The 16,697-nt window shown below is 42.3% G+C and carries 16 protein-coding genes; 6 read left to right on the plus strand and 10 right to left on the minus strand.

The window, feature by feature from the left end:
* Positions 1 to 92 precede the first annotated feature (92 nt).
* Complete coding sequence (gene crtB / locus IQ229_RS00165) at positions 93 to 986, minus strand: cyanoexosortase B (protein ID WP_194040228.1); 894 nt, start codon at positions 984 to 986, stop codon at positions 93 to 95.
* 138 nt (positions 987 to 1,124) lie between these two features.
* Positions 1,125 to 2,318: a DegT/DnrJ/EryC1/StrS family aminotransferase gene (locus IQ229_RS00170; RefSeq protein ID WP_194040230.1), complete on the minus strand. Its 1,194-nt coding sequence runs from the start codon at positions 2,316 to 2,318 to the stop codon at positions 1,125 to 1,127.
* A 716-nt stretch (positions 2,319 to 3,034) separates the two neighbouring features.
* Here IQ229_RS00170 and IQ229_RS00175 point away from each other — a divergent pair.
* Both IQ229_RS00175 and IQ229_RS00180 read left to right on the plus strand, forming a co-directional pair.
* Positions 3,035 to 4,594, plus strand: a complete 1,560-nt coding sequence (locus tag IQ229_RS00175; protein WP_194040231.1) for a GAF domain-containing sensor histidine kinase — start codon at positions 3,035 to 3,037, stop codon at positions 4,592 to 4,594.
* Positions 4,595 to 4,919: 325 nt separating this feature from the next.
* Positions 4,920 to 6,338 (plus strand): IctB family putative bicarbonate transporter, encoded by a 1,419-nt coding sequence (locus IQ229_RS00180; protein WP_194040233.1) that lies wholly within the window; start codon positions 4,920 to 4,922, stop codon positions 6,336 to 6,338.
* A 77-nt stretch (positions 6,339 to 6,415) separates the two neighbouring features.
* Here IQ229_RS00180 and IQ229_RS00185 read toward each other — a convergent pair whose 3' ends face one another.
* Complete coding sequence (locus IQ229_RS00185) at positions 6,416 to 6,697, minus strand: WGxxGxxG family protein (RefSeq protein ID WP_194040235.1); 282 nt, start codon at positions 6,695 to 6,697, stop codon at positions 6,416 to 6,418.
* A gap of 182 nt (positions 6,698 to 6,879) precedes the next feature.
* Positions 6,880 to 7,347, minus strand: a complete 468-nt coding sequence (smpB, locus tag IQ229_RS00190) for an SsrA-binding protein SmpB (protein ID WP_094349892.1) — start codon at positions 7,345 to 7,347, stop codon at positions 6,880 to 6,882.
* 655 nt (positions 7,348 to 8,002) lie between these two features.
* Here smpB and IQ229_RS00195 point away from each other — a divergent pair.
* A complete protein-coding gene (locus IQ229_RS00195; RefSeq protein WP_194040237.1) occupies positions 8,003 to 8,686 on the plus strand; it encodes a response regulator transcription factor in 684 nt (227 codons plus the stop codon).
* 70 nt (positions 8,687 to 8,756) lie between these two features.
* Here the strand turns inward: IQ229_RS00195 and IQ229_RS00200 are convergent, their stop codons facing one another.
* From IQ229_RS00200 to murC, 4 genes are all read right to left on the minus strand, one after another.
* Entirely contained in the window at positions 8,757 to 9,236 is a 480-nt protein-coding gene (locus tag IQ229_RS00200; RefSeq protein WP_194040249.1) for a low molecular weight protein-tyrosine-phosphatase, read from the minus strand.
* A gap of 83 nt (positions 9,237 to 9,319) precedes the next feature.
* The gene (locus tag IQ229_RS00205) at positions 9,320 to 9,667 is read right to left on the minus strand and encodes a YbaB/EbfC family nucleoid-associated protein (RefSeq protein ID WP_099100025.1); all 348 of its coding nucleotides are present in this window, start codon (positions 9,665 to 9,667) and stop codon (positions 9,320 to 9,322) included.
* Positions 9,668 to 9,860: 193 nt separating this feature from the next.
* On the minus strand, positions 9,861 to 10,862 hold the full coding sequence (murB, locus tag IQ229_RS00210) for a UDP-N-acetylmuramate dehydrogenase (RefSeq protein ID WP_194040238.1): 1,002 nt from the start codon (positions 10,860 to 10,862) through the stop codon (positions 9,861 to 9,863).
* Positions 10,863 to 10,985: 123 nt separating this feature from the next.
* Positions 10,986 to 12,449: a UDP-N-acetylmuramate--L-alanine ligase gene (murC, locus tag IQ229_RS00215; RefSeq protein ID WP_194040240.1), complete on the minus strand. Its 1,464-nt coding sequence runs from the start codon at positions 12,447 to 12,449 to the stop codon at positions 10,986 to 10,988.
* Between the two features lie 403 nt (positions 12,450 to 12,852).
* Here murC and nadD point away from each other — a divergent pair, with 403 nt between their 5' ends.
* Entirely contained in the window at positions 12,853 to 13,479 is a 627-nt protein-coding gene (gene nadD / locus IQ229_RS00220; RefSeq protein WP_194040241.1) for a nicotinate (nicotinamide) nucleotide adenylyltransferase, read from the plus strand.
* A gap of 116 nt (positions 13,480 to 13,595) precedes the next feature.
* Positions 13,596 to 14,609, plus strand: a complete 1,014-nt coding sequence (locus IQ229_RS00225) for a type I glyceraldehyde-3-phosphate dehydrogenase (RefSeq protein WP_194040243.1) — start codon at positions 13,596 to 13,598, stop codon at positions 14,607 to 14,609.
* Positions 14,610 to 14,667: 58 nt separating this feature from the next.
* On the opposite strand, the gene thiL is transcribed toward IQ229_RS00225, so the two are convergent.
* The gene (thiL, locus tag IQ229_RS00230; RefSeq protein ID WP_194040245.1) at positions 14,668 to 15,690 is read right to left on the minus strand and encodes a thiamine-phosphate kinase; all 1,023 of its coding nucleotides are present in this window, start codon (positions 15,688 to 15,690) and stop codon (positions 14,668 to 14,670) included.
* 89 nt (positions 15,691 to 15,779) lie between these two features.
* Between thiL and IQ229_RS00235 the strand changes: the two genes are divergently transcribed.
* Positions 15,780 to 16,388, plus strand: a complete 609-nt coding sequence (locus tag IQ229_RS00235) for a Uma2 family endonuclease (RefSeq protein ID WP_194040246.1) — start codon at positions 15,780 to 15,782, stop codon at positions 16,386 to 16,388.
* Between the two features lie 45 nt (positions 16,389 to 16,433).
* On the opposite strand, the gene IQ229_RS00240 is transcribed toward IQ229_RS00235, so the two are convergent.
* Positions 16,434 to 16,697, minus strand: a 264-nt coding sequence (locus tag IQ229_RS00240) for a peptidylprolyl isomerase (RefSeq protein ID WP_194040248.1), incomplete at its 5' end; no start/stop codon positions are given.

Consider the following 16,697-nt stretch of genomic DNA (forward strand, 5'->3'; position numbering starts at 1 on the left):
GGAGTGAAGAGTGGAGAACAGGGGAGAAGTTGCAGAAAATTTTCTCCTCTGCTCCTCTGCCCCTTTGCTCCTCTGCCTAATCCCCAATGCCTCTAACTTTCTGCCTCTTGCTCAGTTTCTAGAGATGCTGAAAAATAGGTATTAATCCAATTCAGTAAGGGCACTAGTGACACCAGCATACAAGCAGAGTAGAGATCGCCACCCCAACCATCATGCAGCCATTTAAAAGCCGCTTCTTGACCCGTGCCGTGAAAGAAAGTCAGTAAAGTATTACGAATGATATTGGCAGTAATACTAACGATCGCAGCAAGAGATAAAAACGATATAGTTGTTCGTCGTAAAGACAAACCATCTGTCCAATAAAGCAGCATCAAGCCCACGTAGAGAGTCGTAAACAACATTTTCAGCCCTGCACAATAGGGAGCAACTTCTACAATCCGTCCTCCCACGTAAAGATTGATCTCATCTACGGTTACTTCCATCCCAAATTGATTCAGTATGAAACCTGCTGTGCCAGCGATGAAGCTTTGCAGAGGTAAGGTATAGGGAGCAATAAGATAGGGTAATGCTGTTGGGGTTGCTAAAAATACTAGTAGTAGAGAGAATCCTTGTAATCGCAAACCTGCTATTCCCTTAAACCACAAGCATAAACCGATTAATATCACGGGCAAGGATAGGTTGACCCACTCTGTAACACCGCTAAGATAAAAAACTGCCCCTAATGACAATAAAACAGCGCCCAAAGGATTGATGGTATCTGGCAAACGTTTCCACTTTTTCCGGTTCATCCAGCCCAGATAAGCCGCAAATGGTAGACCAATAATTCCGTGGCTGAAATATTCGTGTTCTGTACTGATATTTTTGTGCAGCCAACCATCCAACCAGTGTAGCAATATCGGAGCATAAAGCAGCAGCAAAACGCCTAAAATAGCTAGATTTAACAAGCCTGATGCATTTATATTTTTAACCTGTTGCTGGAGTGCCATAATTTTAAGTAATTCAAAAACTTTGGTTATTAGTCATTAGTCATTGGTCATTGGTCATTAGTCATTTGCAAATGACAAAGGACAAAGCACAAATGACAAATGACTAATTGTTAGATGTACATTAAGTATGAATTAACTTCAGGCTACCACGCTTCCCAGGTCAGCAGGAGATAGATTATCTGCCTGATAACTTGCTGAGACTGCATTGGCGATCGCTGCTACAACTTCTTTAACTTGGCTACTACTTAAACCAGGATACATCGGTAATGATAATATTTGCTTTGACAACTTCTCTGCTTGGGGAAAATCTCCTGGTTGATAGCCTAAGTTGGTGAATGCTGGCTGGAGATGACAAGGAATCGGGTAGTGAATGCCAGTTTGTATTCCCGCTGCTGTAAGTTTTTCCTGGAGCTGCTGGCGTTCTATTGGGCAAGAATCATCTACTTTAATCACATAAAGATGATAAACGTGTCCTGTATCACTTTGATTTTGTATAGGAATAATTCCAGCAGTTGCCAAGGGTGCTAGTTCACTATCATACTGCTGGGCAATAGTCAGGCGATCGCGATTCCACTGGGGCAAATATAGGAGTTTTTTGTGCAAAATCGCTGCTTGCAAAGTATCCAAGCGGCTATTCGTACCTGGTTCAGTATGAAAATACTTTTGCGATGCACCATAATTTCGCAAGCGCACCATCTTTTGGGCTACATCTGAATCTCGTGTCAGCAGCATTCCCCCATCCCCAAATGCTCCCAAATTTTTGCTGGGATAGAAGCTAAAAGCTGCTGCTATTCCTACTGAACCAGCGTAATATCCGTCTCTTTGGGCCAGATGTGCTTGGGCGGCATCTTCAAAAATTAGGAGTTTGTAGGTATCGGCAAAGTTCACTAGATCGCGTGGTGATACCATCTGACCATAGAGATGAACGGGGATAATTGCTTTGGTTTGAGGTGTAATTGCCTTTGCTGCGGCTTCTAAGTCAATTAAAGCAGTTTGGCGATCGCAATCTACCAAAATTGGCTTGGCGCCAGCACGTAGCACCCCAATTAAGGTGGCGATAAAAGTATTTGCAGGTAAAATTACTTCATCGCCAGCACCAATATTACACGCTTGTAATCCCAGAGCGATCGCATCTGTTCCTGATGCCACACCAACTCCATAAGCCGTACCAGATACTGCCGCAAATGCTGCTTCAAAATCTGAAAGTGCTTGCCCTAAAATAAAATCTCCCCGTTCCAATACAGATTGGATTGCATCTTGCAATTGTGTTTGAATTGGTTCATGTTGTAACTTTAGGTCTACAAAAGGAACTCTAATAGTCATTTTATTCATTACCAGTCGTCCTCAAAAAATTGTTTCCTTACATGGAAAAAATAGAACTTATTGTACAATTTTTGGCATAAAATTGTAATAGATTTAATCTATTGGATAAAGGTTTAAATCAATTATTTAGTCTGTTATGGTTTTCAAAATCACGCCCTCTTAATTTGAGCGCCCGAAGTTGCCATCAGACTTCTCTCAAAATTCAAAAAGTTCAGAAACTGGGCTTTTCAATAATTTGGTAGTTTGCTAATCCATAGAAATATGGTTAGCCTATTTAGATCATCCTATACTAGGATTATCATCTCTAGGTGCTAGTTGTTATCAGTAAAATATCTATATTTAATTACGCCAACATCTATTTTTTAAGTAAATCTACTTTGAATGTTTCAGTCAAAATTTTCCCTTATACACATAAAGAATGATAGCCTCTTTGTATTGTATCCTTAGCATTAGCTTACCCTGGCTGAATTCAAATCTAACGCAGTCTGATTGCAAAATCTCAAGCAACAAAGACTACATCAGTGCTAAATAAAGAACATTCAGCACCAGTAACTAGTAACTAGCAGACACCACATCTTGGCTTAATGCAAGGGAGAAAAAATTTTTGCCCTAAATTTGTTTGTCAGAGGCAAAATTAGGGAATGCTTAAAAATAGCAATTGATAACCTAGAAATAGGACTTGGATCAATTAACACGATAGAGAAATTATTAAGGTAGCAGTGGCAATGATAGAGCCTGAAAACAAATTATTTGCCCTAAAGGATGGTTGGGATTCTCATGAATCAAGAGAACAGCAACGCCTCAAAGCTTTGTCGGATTTAGGTTTGCGGCAACCAGAAACGATTCCGGTTTTTGAAGAAGCCACACAGACTGCTGCCCACTTTTTGGAAGCACCAATTTCCATATTGGGATTTGTGGATCAAGAACGCCACTGGTTCAAGTCGGCGGTGGGCTTATCTAGGCTGGGACTGGGACTAATGAATCATTTGGCACAAAGCCGCCAACTACTACGCCGGGAATCCTTTTGCACTCAGGTAGTAGAGAGTTTTCAAATATTTGAAATTAATGATACACATAAACTTACCGACCCAATACTTGCTGGCAGCAAGTTGGTGCAAGATTATGGTATTCGTGCTTACTTAGGAGCGCCACTAATTGATGCTGAGGGAAATTGTTTGGGTGCATTAGCGGTGATGGATTTAGTCCCGCGCAATTTTAAACCCCGAGACATTGAGTTTTTGCAAATCATCGCTCGTTGGAGCATGAGTGAATTTGAACGTAACCGACTCTTGCAAGGGAAACTCGAATCAAGCGCTGCCAGGAACGTTCCGATATTTTCACTGAATGAGGAACGTAACACTGAGATTAAAATTACTGCATCCACACAAGATAGCGACTCTGTTTCTACTAAGCAACTGAAGCTAGAACTTTTGAGTCAGCTAACTCAGGAGTTACGCACGCCCTTAACATCTGTACTCGGTATGGCTAGTGTTTTAGGACGTGAGATTTATGGGCCTTTGACGACTAAACAGAGAGAATATTTAGAAATTATCCAACACAGTGGTCGGTACTTACTTTCCCTAGTAAATGAAATTACCGAACTAGGAGCTATGGATGAAAACTCAACTGTGCTAAATTTAGCTCCCGTGGATATTGAAATGCTATGCCAACAAGCTATCAATACCCTAGAAGAAGTAGCTAATCGCCGCGAACAAGATATTCGCCTGTCTATAGAACCAGGACGCAATCGCATTTGGCCTTTAGATAAAGACAAGGTGCGGCAAATGCTTTATCATCTGGTTTTCAGTGTGATTCAACTTTCGGCTACAGGTAGCATTGTTCGCATTCATGTTTCTTACAAAGAAGATACGCTCAACATTACTATTTGGGTTTCCCATCCTTGGTTAGGGGATGGCATAACAGAAGTTGATCCTTACTTCCGTCTCAATTCTTTGTCGCTGCTGGAGCTTACAGGTGAGGTTGCAACTTACAATACTCATACAGAAAGACAAGAACAACTAGATACTTCATCAGTAGCAGTGGAAAATTCCAAAAACTTGAGTGATTCCCACTCAAATTTCTTTGCTACTAGTTCAGGTATAAATTTAGCTAAATCACATGGAAGTCTTTCTCGTGAAAGTTTAGGTCTATTACTAAGTTGTCAACTGGCAGAATTACATGGTGGACATATTTTGATTCAAGGTTCACCAGAATCAGGATATCGTTATGTGCTTTCTTTGCCACTGCAACTAGCGACTTCCTCACAAGCAATTAGCGATGTCTAATTGTGGGGATTGGGGAAGGTGGGGCCCCCTCTGGGGATAAGGGGTAATGGAGATTGGGAAAGACGTATTTTCTATCTAGATTTGATTAATTCTCTGTGTGTTGCGCTTACCTATGCCTTTAAATTTCAACCCTCAATTCACCACCATTTTACATCAAGCTGTACTAAGTATATGAAGAACTATCTTAACTTCCTATTGGCTGATGGCTAGTAATAAAAGCGCCATCACGCGATGGGCAATTTCTGTTATTACCTTTTTATAGCTATAGGCATTATGATCAATTCCAAGTTCTGCGTCGGCAGGCTAATTGATCGCAATGTTTTTTATGAATTTAGTCTGGCAACGATTTACTCTATCAACTTTACCGCTCAAAGAATATTTTGCTACCAGTTATGTACACCGCTCTCTGGTGGGATTGCTAAGTTCTTGGCGGCAAACTAGCGTCTTACTTCAATGGGGAGATGCGATCGCAGCGGCTTTACTCAGCTTAATATATGCTTTGGCACCTTTTGCTTCCAGTACATTGGTGGGTTTTTTGCTGGTGGCTTGTGTCGGATTTTGGCTGTTGTTGACTTTATCTGATGAGGTAACATCAGCAAATGTCTCGTCAGTCACTCCCATTCACTTACTGGTACTGCTCTACTGGGGAGTTGCCGCAATCGCAACAGCATTATCACCAGTCAAAAAGGCGGCACTTAGCGACTTGGGAACGTTGACCTTGTATTTGCTACTATTTACCCTTTGTGCCAGGGTATTAAGGTCGCCTCGCCTCCGTTCTTGGATTATCACCCTTTATCTGCACGTATCGTTAATTGTTAGTGTATACGGGTTGCGTCAATGGTTTTTTGGAGCCACAGCACTGGCGACTTGGGTTGATCCAGAATCTCCTATGTCTAAGACTACAAGAGTCTACAGTTATTTAGGCAATCCCAACTTATTGGCTGGATACCTCCTACCAGCAGTAATTTTTAGCTTAGTGGCAATTTTTGCATGGCAAAGCTGGCCTAAAAAAGCTTTAGCATTAACAATGCTAATTGTCAATAGTTCCTGCCTGATTCTGACTTTTAGTCGTGGCGGTTGGATTGGACTAGTGGTAGCAGTTTTAGCTGCGATGGCATTGCTAGTTTATTGGAAAAGCGTGGAAATGCCTCGTTTTTGGCGTACTTGGTCAATACCTATTGTGTTAGGAGGTTTGATCGGCCTATTGGTGCTAGCAGTGATATTTGTAGAGCCAGTGCGGCTGCGAGTGTTTAGTATTTTTGCCGACCGTAAGGATAGCAGTAATAATTTTCGCCGAAATGTGTGGGATGCTGTATTTGAAATGATTCGCGATCGCCCGATTTTCGGCATTGGGCCTGGTCATAACTCTTTTAATAAAGTTTATCCCCTCTATCAACGCCCTCGTTACACTGCTTTGAGCGCCTATTCGATATTGTTTGAAGTGACTGTAGAAACTGGCTTTGTTGGTTTAGCCTGCTTTCTCTGGTTATTAATTGTCACATTTAATACGGCACTTTTGCAAGTGCGACGATTGCGACAACTCAGAAGTGTAGAGGGATTTTGGTTAATCGGAGCGATCGCTATTTTGTTGGGTATGCTAGCTCACGGTACCGTAGATACTGTCTGGTATCGTCCTGAAGTCAATACCCTCTGGTGGCTGATCGTTGCCTTAATTGCCAGCTACTGGACACCTTTAGTTCAAAACCAGACAAATACAACTAACTCAGAACCAGCAGTAAATTAACATAAATAAGTTGTCAGTTGTTTTTTTACCGGACAACTGACAACTTTTGAATTTTCTATGAATAAACTTTGAATTGTCTAATCTCTGTAGGTAGTGGCACTTGGGGCATTAGGGTCGCGATAAGCTACAGGTTCGCGATCATTCTTTTTGCCAGCCAACCCGCCTAGACCGAATAAACCAAGTAATCCTAGCCAACCCCAATCAAAATCGTTGCGATCATCAGTAGTCGTTGTTGGAGCAGTAGTAGTGGCTCCGGTGTCATTAGTTGTCTGAGCTTGTGCAGATAGAGTTAAAGGTAAAATTCCCATACTCAAGGTGAGAACGCCAGCGCCAACAGCTGTAATGAAATTACTTTTCATAAGTTGTAAAAGTTCCTGATGCTATCCGAAGTTACTCACCACTGTATCGGTTCTCAACCTTAACAAAATCAATCTGTGGCTATAAACTAGGCATTTTCATAACTCACGCTGTAGACATACAACATGGTTTTCACAGCATCTGTTTCTCATTCTTGCTGTAGTAGTTTAGCAACACTGAATCCTCAATAACTTTTCATTGCCCGTTGAATGTCACGCTGGTCTTGGCGTCGTTTCAGGTCTTCTCGCTTATCGTGGAGCTTTTTACCTTTGCCAAGGGCTATACTCACTTTTAGCCAGCCTCGTTTGAGATACATTTTCAAAGGGATTAAAGTTAAACCCTGCTGCTCGACTTTGCCAATTAGCTTACGGAGTTCTTGACGATGCAATAGAAGCTTGCGTGTACGCCTTGGTTCATGATTAAAATATTGTCCGCTAGCGTTGTAAGGCGAGATATGCACATTGATCAACCATGCTTCACCATTGCGAAGCAAAGCATAGCCATCTTGGAGATTGACTTTACCCGCCCGAATCGACTTCACCTCTGTTCCTGTCAACTCAATTCCAGCTTCGTAAGTTTCTAGAATTTCATACAAATAACGGGCTTGACGGTTGTCGCAAATAACTTTGTAACCTTCGTTCTTGTCGCTCATTGATAATTTTGTGTGCTTTAAATGTACCTAAAAAATTATTTGGATTGGTTTGTAAATTATAGGGTGTATCTTAGAACCGCTATAAATGGTGAACTGTATATCACTAATTTAGCTTTTCTAAGTTCACAATTAAGGTTTTCTGACAACTTTAAGTTAGCTGATAGCGATTACCTCTGAGGTTTCATAGAACAAGTTACTTGAGCAACTTGTGTTACCAAGTCTGATTTTATGCAGTTTCACAAACAGGACTTACACGTCAATTAGGGGCAATACCTTATGGTAAGCTGCTTCTCTACCAAAGATTCCGCGTAACTTGCTTCTTTGTTTTTACATGAATTGCCCCTACAGGAAATCAAGATTTTCACTCTCTTTTTGCATAAGTCCTGACAAAGAATTGGTATGACGCTAATGATGATGAGTTGTTACAAATTACAAAGCTCTCTATGCCTCCTAAGCACAGGGAGTCTAAGGTGGTTACACTTCGTTAACCTTCCTAATGATTTAAGATTTTCTTTATAAATAAACCCTGAGAGCAGTCATTAGCTGGTAATCCTGTCATAGTATGAAACATAAGAACACTATTATTGTCTGTGTTCATTAACGGAGTACATAAAAGCAAATTTCTGAGTACAAAAATGCTAGGGGTGTATTATCCATGCCCTTGACGATCCTTGTAGTGGATGATGATTTGGGCACTCGTCTGTCTGTTAGCGACTATCTTGAACTGTCTGGCTACTCAGTGATCGTGGCTAATGACGGTCAAGAGGCTTTGTTTATGGTGGATGAGTATCATCCTGATTTGATTGTCACGGATATTGTTATGCCACGGATGAATGGTTATGAACTGGTGCGCCGGGTGCGTCAACAACCAGTGTTTCGTTTATTGCCTGTAATTTTATTAACGGCACGCATTAAGACCCAAGAAAGAATTTTGGGCTACCAGTCAGGGTGCGATTTATATTTACCCAAGCCTTTTGAACTGGAAGAGTTAGCAGCAGCAATCCGCAATCTTTTGGAGCGATCGCAAATTATTCAATCAGAGTATCGTTTTTCTCATAAAGACAGTTTGGGCATCTCCGGCTTGACAAAAGCGGGGGATGCCCATAATTCTCTGTCCACTCAAATTCAGAAATCCCATCTGCACTCAGCCCTAACTCACAGAGAACAGGAAGTCTTAGAGTTATTGACTCATGGTCTTTCTAATGCTGAAATGGGTCATCAGCTACACCTGAGTCCTCGAACTGTGGAAAAGTACGTGAGCAGTTTATTGAGAAAAACCTCAACCAGCAACCGCGCGGAATTAGTCCGTTATGCAATGAAGCATGGTTTAGTGGAATAAAAGTTAGGAGTAGAGACGCGATTAATCGCGTCTGTGCAGGAGTGAGGAATTAAAACTCCTGACTCCTAACTTATAACTCTTCACTTTTAACTTTTGTCAGCAGACCTTCACAAGCATCGATCAGTAAATCAATAACCTGATTAAATCCCTCTTGACCGCCATAATAAGGATCTGGAACTTCCTTTAGAGTGTGTTGAGAGCAAAACTCGCACATCAAACGCACTTTATGCTGATATTGCTTAGTTCGATCGAGAGTGAGGATGTTCTCATAATTTTCTCGATCCATAGGCAAAATCAAATCAAAGTTTTGAAAGTCTGACTTTTGAAACTGGCGTGCTCGACCACGCAGTTTAATTCCCAACTTAGTAGCAGCCGCAGCACTCATGCGTCTGTCAGGTGGGCTACCAACGTGATAGCTAGATGTACCAGCAGAGTCACAGAGGATATGTTCGCTCAAGTCAGCCTGCTCAATTAGATGATTCATGATATTTTCTGCCGATGGCGATCGGCAGATGTTACCTAAGCAGACAAACAGCAACTTGTAAGGCATAGATATATTTTGTCCTTTGTCAATAGTCATTTGTCCTTTGTCCAATGACTAATGACTAATGACTAATGACCAATGACCAATGATTAAAATCCAGGTAACTCCAACCCACTGGTTAATTCTTCCATGCGTTCCCGCATTGTTGCTGTGGACTTGTTGTAGGCTTCTTTCATTGCCACTGTTACAAGATCGGAAAGTACTTCTGCACCTTCTGCTAAAGCATCTGGAGAAATTTCTACCCGCTTGGGTTCTTGGTTTCCACTGACAATCACCTTTACAAGACCACCGCCAGATTCTCCTTGAATCTCCATTTGCTCCAATTCTTCTTGGAGTCGCTTTGCGCCTTCTTGAACTTGCTGCGCTTTCTTAAAAGCTTCAGCTAATTCTTTCATTTTTCCTAAGCCAAAGCCGAATCCCTGTCCTTTTCCTGTCATAATTATTTGTACGCGTATGCGTTGAATAACAAATCAAATTCAATTATAGATGCGGTAAGTAATTTGACTCTTTTTTTACCAATAATTAATGCGTTATAGAGTGGGGAGTAGGGAGTAGGGAGTAGGGAGTAGGGAGTAGGACATTGGTTATTAATTCTTCTCCCTCATCTCCCAATTCCCTATTCCCCATTTTTTATCCACAAGCACCTTGAAACTCTCCGAGCATTTTGACTTCTGGCTCTAAATTAATAGACCAACGTTCTTGTACTTGATGTTGGATGTGGCGAATGAGACAGAAGATATCACTAGCTTTTGCTCCACCACGATTAACGATAAAATTAGCATGGAGTAGTGCTACTTGTGCGCCACCAATTTGGTAGCCTTTCAGACCAGTTTGTTCAATTAACCAGCCAGCACTGTAAGGTTTGGGATTGCGAAACACACTGCCACAACTGGGAAAGTTGTATGGTTGAGTGCTTAACCGATGCTTTTTGTGTTCTTTGGTAATTGCCACAACTTTTGCTGGGTCTGCACCTGGCGCGAGTTGTAAGGTGGCTTGGGTGACTATGCGATCGCCACCTTGCAATAATGAAGTCCGGTAGCTATAACCTAACTGATCGGGGGTAAGAGTTTCTAGCGTCCCATCAGGTGAAAGTACCTGGGCACTAACTAACATATCTGCGATACAGCTATTATGTGCCCCTGCATTCATCACCACAGCACCTCCGGCTGTTCCTGGGATACCAACAGCCCACTCCAATCCTTGCCAACCTAATTCTGCTGCTGCCCATGCCAAGCTGGGAATTGATTCTCCAGCAGCAACGGTTAATTGACCGGTTTGGGGGTCAAAGTGGTTAAAGCGGAGATGACGAGTAGCAATGACTAAGCCTGATATACCACCATCGCTCACTAGCAAGTTAGAACCTGCTCCCAGTGTTGTCACCTTTAAATTACGTTCTTTTGCGTATTTCAGACTTGCTTGCAGTGCCTCTAAGTTTCGGGGGGCAACGTATAAATCAGCTGCTCCCCCAACTCTATAGGAAGTAAATGCTGACAAAGAAGCCTGGGGCTTGATCGCACAATCAGTACTGGGTAAGTAAATTACTTCGCTCTCCACTGAATTAGTTGTTTGCTGTTTCTTTGTATTCAAAGCAGAAACTGTGCAGACGTTTCCAGCTGCCTGGGAAATGGTCATTTTTACTTTTTTTGGTAAAATTTTTACATTTATTTACCGCAAAGATACGGTAATAGAGTTCACAAATGAAACTGTTGCTAAAGGGGCGCTTTGCTCAGAAATAAAACTTCGCAAAGTCTCGACTTAGGATGTGGCTTTAGCAGGCTCACAAAGTGTCGTAATTACCTCAGGAATCACCTGGTTCAAGTTTCCAGCCCCCAAAAACAGCGCCAAGTCTCCTGGGTGTAGTGTTTGTAGCAAGTACTCACACACTGCGGGTAAAGTTGGTTGATAAACGACCTGCGAATGCTGTTTAGCAATTTCTGCCGTTAGACGTTCACCACTAATTTGCCCTAAATTAGGTTCGCCTGCACTGTAAATATCAGTCAGCACCACCAAATCAGCATGAGTAAATGACTCGGCAAATTCATCTAAAAAGGTCAGTGTACGACTATAGCGATGGGGTTGGAAGATGGCAACCACTCTTTGCCCTGGTCTTGCCTGTAAACGTGCTGCGGCGAGAGTAACGCGAATCTCGCTCGGATGATGAGCATAGTCATCAATAAAGGTAATGCCATTGACTTCGCCTCGGAACTCAAAGCGTCGTCTTGCTCCTTCAAAAGTGGCGATACCTTTGGCAATTGCTCCAAATTCTAAGCCCAAAGCGCGACCAACAGCTACTGCGGCTAAGGCATTGCTGAGATTGTGCCGACTGAGCAACCTCAATGTCAACACGCCCAAAGCTTTGCCTTTTTCCCAAACCAAAGCCGTGGTACCATCAGCACGATAATCAATATTGGTGACGGTGTAATCAGCGCCAGTATCTGAGTGTAAGCTGTAGGTAATTGTGGGTTGCAAGCGATCGCGCACTGTCGCACAGTCAATGCTACCTATTAAAGTTTTACAACCCTTAGCAAATGTCTGGAAGGTGTCAATGACTTCTTCTAATGTATCGTAGTGGTCAGGATGATCGAGTTCAATATTGGTGATGATGCCAATTTCAGGAGCGTGTTTTACTAAAGAACCATCTGATTCATCTGCTTCGGCTACCAAATATTGGCTTTGTCCTAATCGAGCATTACCGGACCATGCATTGACTTCACCACCGACTATAATTGTTGGGTCTAGGCCTGCTTCCAGAAGCATATAGCCAATCATACTACTGGTTGTAGTTTTGCCGTGGGTTCCTGCCACTGCAATACTGTAGTAATCCGCAATTAAAGCTGCTAGGACATCTGAACGATGTAAAACTGGACAACCTAATTCCAGCGCTGCTTTGTATTCTAAATTATTAGTGTTAATTGCTGTTGAACAAATAACTTGAGGCAGTTTTGACTTAGTAGCAGTAGGTAATTGTTCTTGTGAATTTAATACTACTGGATTAGCTAATACCTGAGGTTGAAAGAATTCGAGATTGCTTGCCTCTTGTTTACCAAAAATATGAGCACCGATAGATTCCAACTTGTGCGTAATGTGGTTAGGACGAAGATCCGAACCTGATACTGGAAATTGACGCTTTGCAAGAACGTATGCCAGAGCAGACATACCTATGCCACCGATGCCAATGAAATGAAATGGTCTACCACTAAAATCTACAGAATTACTCATTTCTTACTCCTTTTACACCACACCACACCATAATCACAAATGACACGCGTATCATAACAGGAATTTGATTTTTACCGTAACTACTCCTGTATCATGTTCATGTTTGATGCCCAAATGATGTTTCTGCTCTGGTTTTCCTGGTTGAGAATGATTTTACCTTGGTTGGAGGTTTTTGCTATTTCTGAACTGTTCTTAAGATTATTCTGAAAATTTTGGCTGCATCGGGAAAGAAATTCTTGTAATGTCAAATACATATTTTTGGCTACCTTACTGGAATTGGCTACATAATACATTGTTTAGTGAAACTAATTTGGAATTGCATCAAGTCTAGGCATGAATTGATTACAATAGTACATTGGTAATGAAACTATTTTTCAATTGCATATAACCCAGGCTGATCTGGATGCAGCAACTAGCAATTTTTGGTGGCACATTCGATCCAATTCATTGGGGACACCTGCTCGTAGCCGAGACAGCTTTGCATCAAGTATCGCTTGAAAAGGTCATTTGGGTGCCATCCCTAAATCCTCCTCACAAAGAAGCAGCTTTGTTTGAGCATCGTCTGCAAATGCTGCAATTAGCCATCAAAGATAACCCAGCATTTACTGTCTCACTAGTGGAGACTAATCGCTCTGGGACTTCTTATGCCATTAACACCCTGATTGACTTATCTGCTTGTTACCCAAATACTCATTGGTACTGGATTGTGGGCTTGGATACTTTCCAAAGCTTACCCAGTTGGTACCGGGGACACGAATTAGCACAAATGTGTGATTGGTTAATCGCACCCCGACAGCTAGGTGGTGAGACTATAACTCAAAGCAAATTAATCTGCAAGCAAGTCGAGCAACAACTCAGGGAGCAGTCTTTGATCATTCACTGGCAACTCTTGAATATACCTTTAGTAGGAGTTTCGTCAAGTCTAATTCGCAAATCTTGCCGCGAACGCCAGTCAATTCGTTATTTAGTCCCGGAATCGGTCAGATCATATATCACTAACAACAATCTCTACTCTTACAAATCTGAATAAATTATGTGTTTTTTTATTGATCTAACACTTTATGGTTAAAAGTGCCCCCCCCCTTTGCGATATGATTGGGGTCAACGATATCAACATATAAGCATAAATACAGAGGGCAAGACACTGTGATTAGAGTTGCAATCAACGGTTTCGGGCGGATTGGACGTAACTTTGCGCGTTGCTGGGTAGGTAGAGAGAATAGTCGGATCGATCTTGTCGCTATTAATGACACTTCAGACCCTAGAACCAATGCTCACCTGCTAAAGTATGACTCAATGCTAGGCAAGATCAAAGGTGCTGAGATTAGTGCTGACGATAACTCGATCATCGTCAACGGTAAAACCATCAAGTGCGTATCCGATCGCAATCCCGAAAACTTGCCCTGGAAAGATTGGGAAATTGACCTAATTATCGAAGCAACCGGGGTATTTACTAGCAAAGAAGGAGCGCTCAAGCACGTAAATGCTGGAGCCAAGAAAGTTCTGATTACCGCTCCTGGTAAAAACGAGGATGGCACTTTTGTGGTTGGTGTGAATCATCATGACTATGATCACAACAAACACCACATTATCAGTAACGCTAGCTGTACTACCAACTGCTTGGCACCAATTGCCAAGGTGTTGAACGATAAGTTCGGCATTATCAAAGGTACGATGACCACCACCCACAGCTATACAGGCGATCAGCGCTTGCTAGACGCTTCTCACCGGGATTTACGACGGGCGAGGGCCGCAGCGATAAACATTGTACCCACTTCTACTGGTGCAGCAAAAGCAGTGGCGCTGGTTATCCCAGACCTCAAAGGCAAGCTAAATGGCGTTGCCTTGCGCGTACCAACCCCGAACGTCTCAATGGTAGATTTCGTAGTTCAGGTTGAGAAGCGTACTATTACTGAAGAAGTTAACCAAGCTCTCAAAGATGCTGCCGAAGGCCCACTTAAAGGGATTTTGGACTACAGCCAACTAGAACTAGTATCTTCCGATTATCAAGGTAGTGATGCTTCTTCGATTGTTGATGCTAGCTTGACTTTGGTTATGGGCAATGACTTAGTAAAAGTTATGGCGTGGTATGACAACGAGTGGGGTTACAGCCAACGAGTCTTGGATTTGGCAGAGTTGGTAGCTGAGAAGTGGCAATAATTAATTTGTCATTAGTCATTAGTCGTTGGTCATTAGAAAAAGGACAAAGGACAAAGCACTATTGACTAAAATGTTGAAATCCCTGGCTAAGATTTAGAACTTGGTCAGGGAATTTTTTTTGCTCGTCGTGCAATATTACTGTCGATCCGGCTGTAATTCTGCCTGCGATCGCAGCACCTTTTCCAAGATGTTGTACTAAGCCTGATGCTAATTCTTGTGGTAAGCACAGCACTAATTCAAAGTCTTCACCACCGTATAGAGCATATTTTAGTGCTTGGTCTGGTGTTAGCCAATGGTTAAAAGTTTTTGGTACGGGAATTTGTCTATGTTCTAAGACAGCGCCAACGCCACTGGCACGGCAAATTTGGATAATTGCATCTGCCAAACCATCGCTGCTATCCATACCAGCAATGGAGAGTTTGGAGTTTGGAGTTAAGATTTTCCAGAGGATTCGTAAGACATCTAATCGTGGCTGTGGACGTTGGTGTGCGCGGATTAGAGCCGTCTTTTCTTCGTTGTTGAGGTTTTGTCCTAATTCGGGATGCAAGAGTAGTTCTAAGCCAGCGTGGGAGGCTCCATGAACGCCTGTAACGACGATCGCATCTCCTACAACAGCAGCAGAACGGCGGATAATTTGACTAGGGTTAACTTGACCAAAAGCGGTAATTGCCAGAGTAGTAACAGGCGATCGCACGACATCACCGCCAACAATTGGGGTATTGTATTTTTGCAGGCATTCCGTCATTCCCTGGTACAAACGTTCTACCCAACTCACCCTAAGTTCACCGGGTAGTCCCAACCCGACAGTGATTCCCAATGGGGAAGCACCCATTGCTGCTAAATCTGATAAATTGGCAGCAGCAGCTCGCCAACCAGCATCTTCTGGGGAAGTCGTGATGTTGCTAAAATGTACGCCATCAACCAGTACATCTGTAGTTACCACCAAAGATTGTCCTGGTGCAGTTTCAAGTACTGCGGCATCATCGCCGATAATTTTTGGTGGGCAGAAGCGCTGTAATCTTTCTAAAAGTCCTTGTTCACCAATGTCTTTTACTTGTTGAGAAGATAACTCACTGTTCACAATCGGTTTTCCGTGTTGCAAAATTACGAAGAAAACTGATGATTTACTTTACTGTTTAAGATAAGGGTATTGTCTAGGAGTCAGTTGGAATGGTAACAACACCAGTAACCAGCATCACATTTGAGGAGTACTTAACCTATGATGATGGTAGCGATTTTCATTATGAATTAGTGGATGGCAAGCTAGAGCTAATGAATCCACCTACTATTGAACATTTTCTGATTGCCAAATTTCTTGAGCAATCGCTAGATGCAGAAATCAAACGTTGTAACTTTAGTTGGCTGTGTTTTCGGGAAAATGGGGTGAGAACGGGTAGAAATAAATCTAGGTTGACTGATTTGTGTGTAGTGACACTGGAGCAAGCTAGAGAATTATTGAATGCTTCAGCAGTATTTGAGTCACCACCGTTACTAATTGTCGAGGTGGTCAGTCCAGAGTCTGTGAAACGGGACTATCGTTATAAACGCTCAGAATATGCGGCCTTAGAGGTTGCTGAATATTGGATTGTAGACCCACTAGAAACAAAAATTTCAGTGTTACTACTGGAAGATGGATTTTACGAAGAAACAGTTTTTACAGCTACTCAGCAAATTGTATCACGAACTTTTCCAGAATTAGCGATACCTACGGCACACTTCGTGAACGCAGTTGATCAGATACTCACCGCCGGAAATCTGAATCAGGAGAGACGCGATTAATCGCGTCTGTACAAGAATTATTCTTCTCCTGCCCCCTATGTCTTCTTATGCAGCTTGCGGCTGAACCAGATTTTCTATTCCTTGAACGACGGTTGCCGATTCAATTTTGTCACCCGCCTTCAGTTTATCCAAAACTTCTTTGCCTTCAGTGAGATAGCCAAAAACGGCATAGCGACCATCCAATAGGTTGCGTCCGGCGGGGGTGAGTTCTGGTTCAAACAAAAAGAAGAAAAATTGTGATGAACCACCATTTACTTCACTTTCGGGACGAGCCATCACTACTGCACCAAAGGCAGAAAAAGGTAGAAC

The sequence above is a fragment of the Nostoc cf. edaphicum LEGE 07299 genome (assembly GCF_015207245.1).
GTDB classification, from domain to species: Bacteria; Cyanobacteriota; Cyanobacteriia; order Cyanobacteriales; family Nostocaceae; genus Nostoc; species Nostoc edaphicum_B.

What these genes read in the sequence shown, in the direction of transcription:
- crtB (WP_194040228.1), bottom strand. Translation starts at nt 986, where the DNA reads ATGGCACTCCAGCAACAGGTTAAAAATATAAATGCATCAGGCTTGTTA.
- IQ229_RS00170 (WP_194040230.1), bottom strand. Translation starts at nt 2,318, where the DNA reads ATGAATAAAATGACTATTAGAGTTCCTTTTGTAGACCTAAAGTTACAA.
- IQ229_RS00175 (WP_194040231.1), top strand. Translation starts at nt 3,035, where the DNA reads ATGATAGAGCCTGAAAACAAATTATTTGCCCTAAAGGATGGTTGGGAT.
- IQ229_RS00180 (WP_194040233.1), top strand. Translation starts at nt 4,920, where the DNA reads ATGAATTTAGTCTGGCAACGATTTACTCTATCAACTTTACCGCTCAAA.
- IQ229_RS00185 (WP_194040235.1), bottom strand. Translation starts at nt 6,697, where the DNA reads ATGAAAAGTAATTTCATTACAGCTGTTGGCGCTGGCGTTCTCACCTTG.
- smpB (WP_094349892.1), bottom strand. Translation starts at nt 7,347, where the DNA reads ATGAGCGACAAGAACGAAGGTTACAAAGTTATTTGCGACAACCGTCAA.
- IQ229_RS00195 (WP_194040237.1), top strand. Translation starts at nt 8,003, where the DNA reads ATGCCCTTGACGATCCTTGTAGTGGATGATGATTTGGGCACTCGTCTG.
- IQ229_RS00200 (WP_194040249.1), bottom strand. Translation starts at nt 9,236, where the DNA reads ATGCCTTACAAGTTGCTGTTTGTCTGCTTAGGTAACATCTGCCGATCG.
- IQ229_RS00205 (WP_099100025.1), bottom strand. Translation starts at nt 9,667, where the DNA reads ATGACAGGAAAAGGACAGGGATTCGGCTTTGGCTTAGGAAAAATGAAA.
- murB (WP_194040238.1), bottom strand. Translation starts at nt 10,862, where the DNA reads ATGACCATTTCCCAGGCAGCTGGAAACGTCTGCACAGTTTCTGCTTTG.
- murC (WP_194040240.1), bottom strand. Translation starts at nt 12,449, where the DNA reads ATGAGTAATTCTGTAGATTTTAGTGGTAGACCATTTCATTTCATTGGC.
- nadD (WP_194040241.1), top strand. Translation starts at nt 12,853, where the DNA reads ATGCAGCAACTAGCAATTTTTGGTGGCACATTCGATCCAATTCATTGG.
- IQ229_RS00235 (WP_194040246.1), top strand. Translation starts at nt 15,780, where the DNA reads ATGGTAACAACACCAGTAACCAGCATCACATTTGAGGAGTACTTAACC.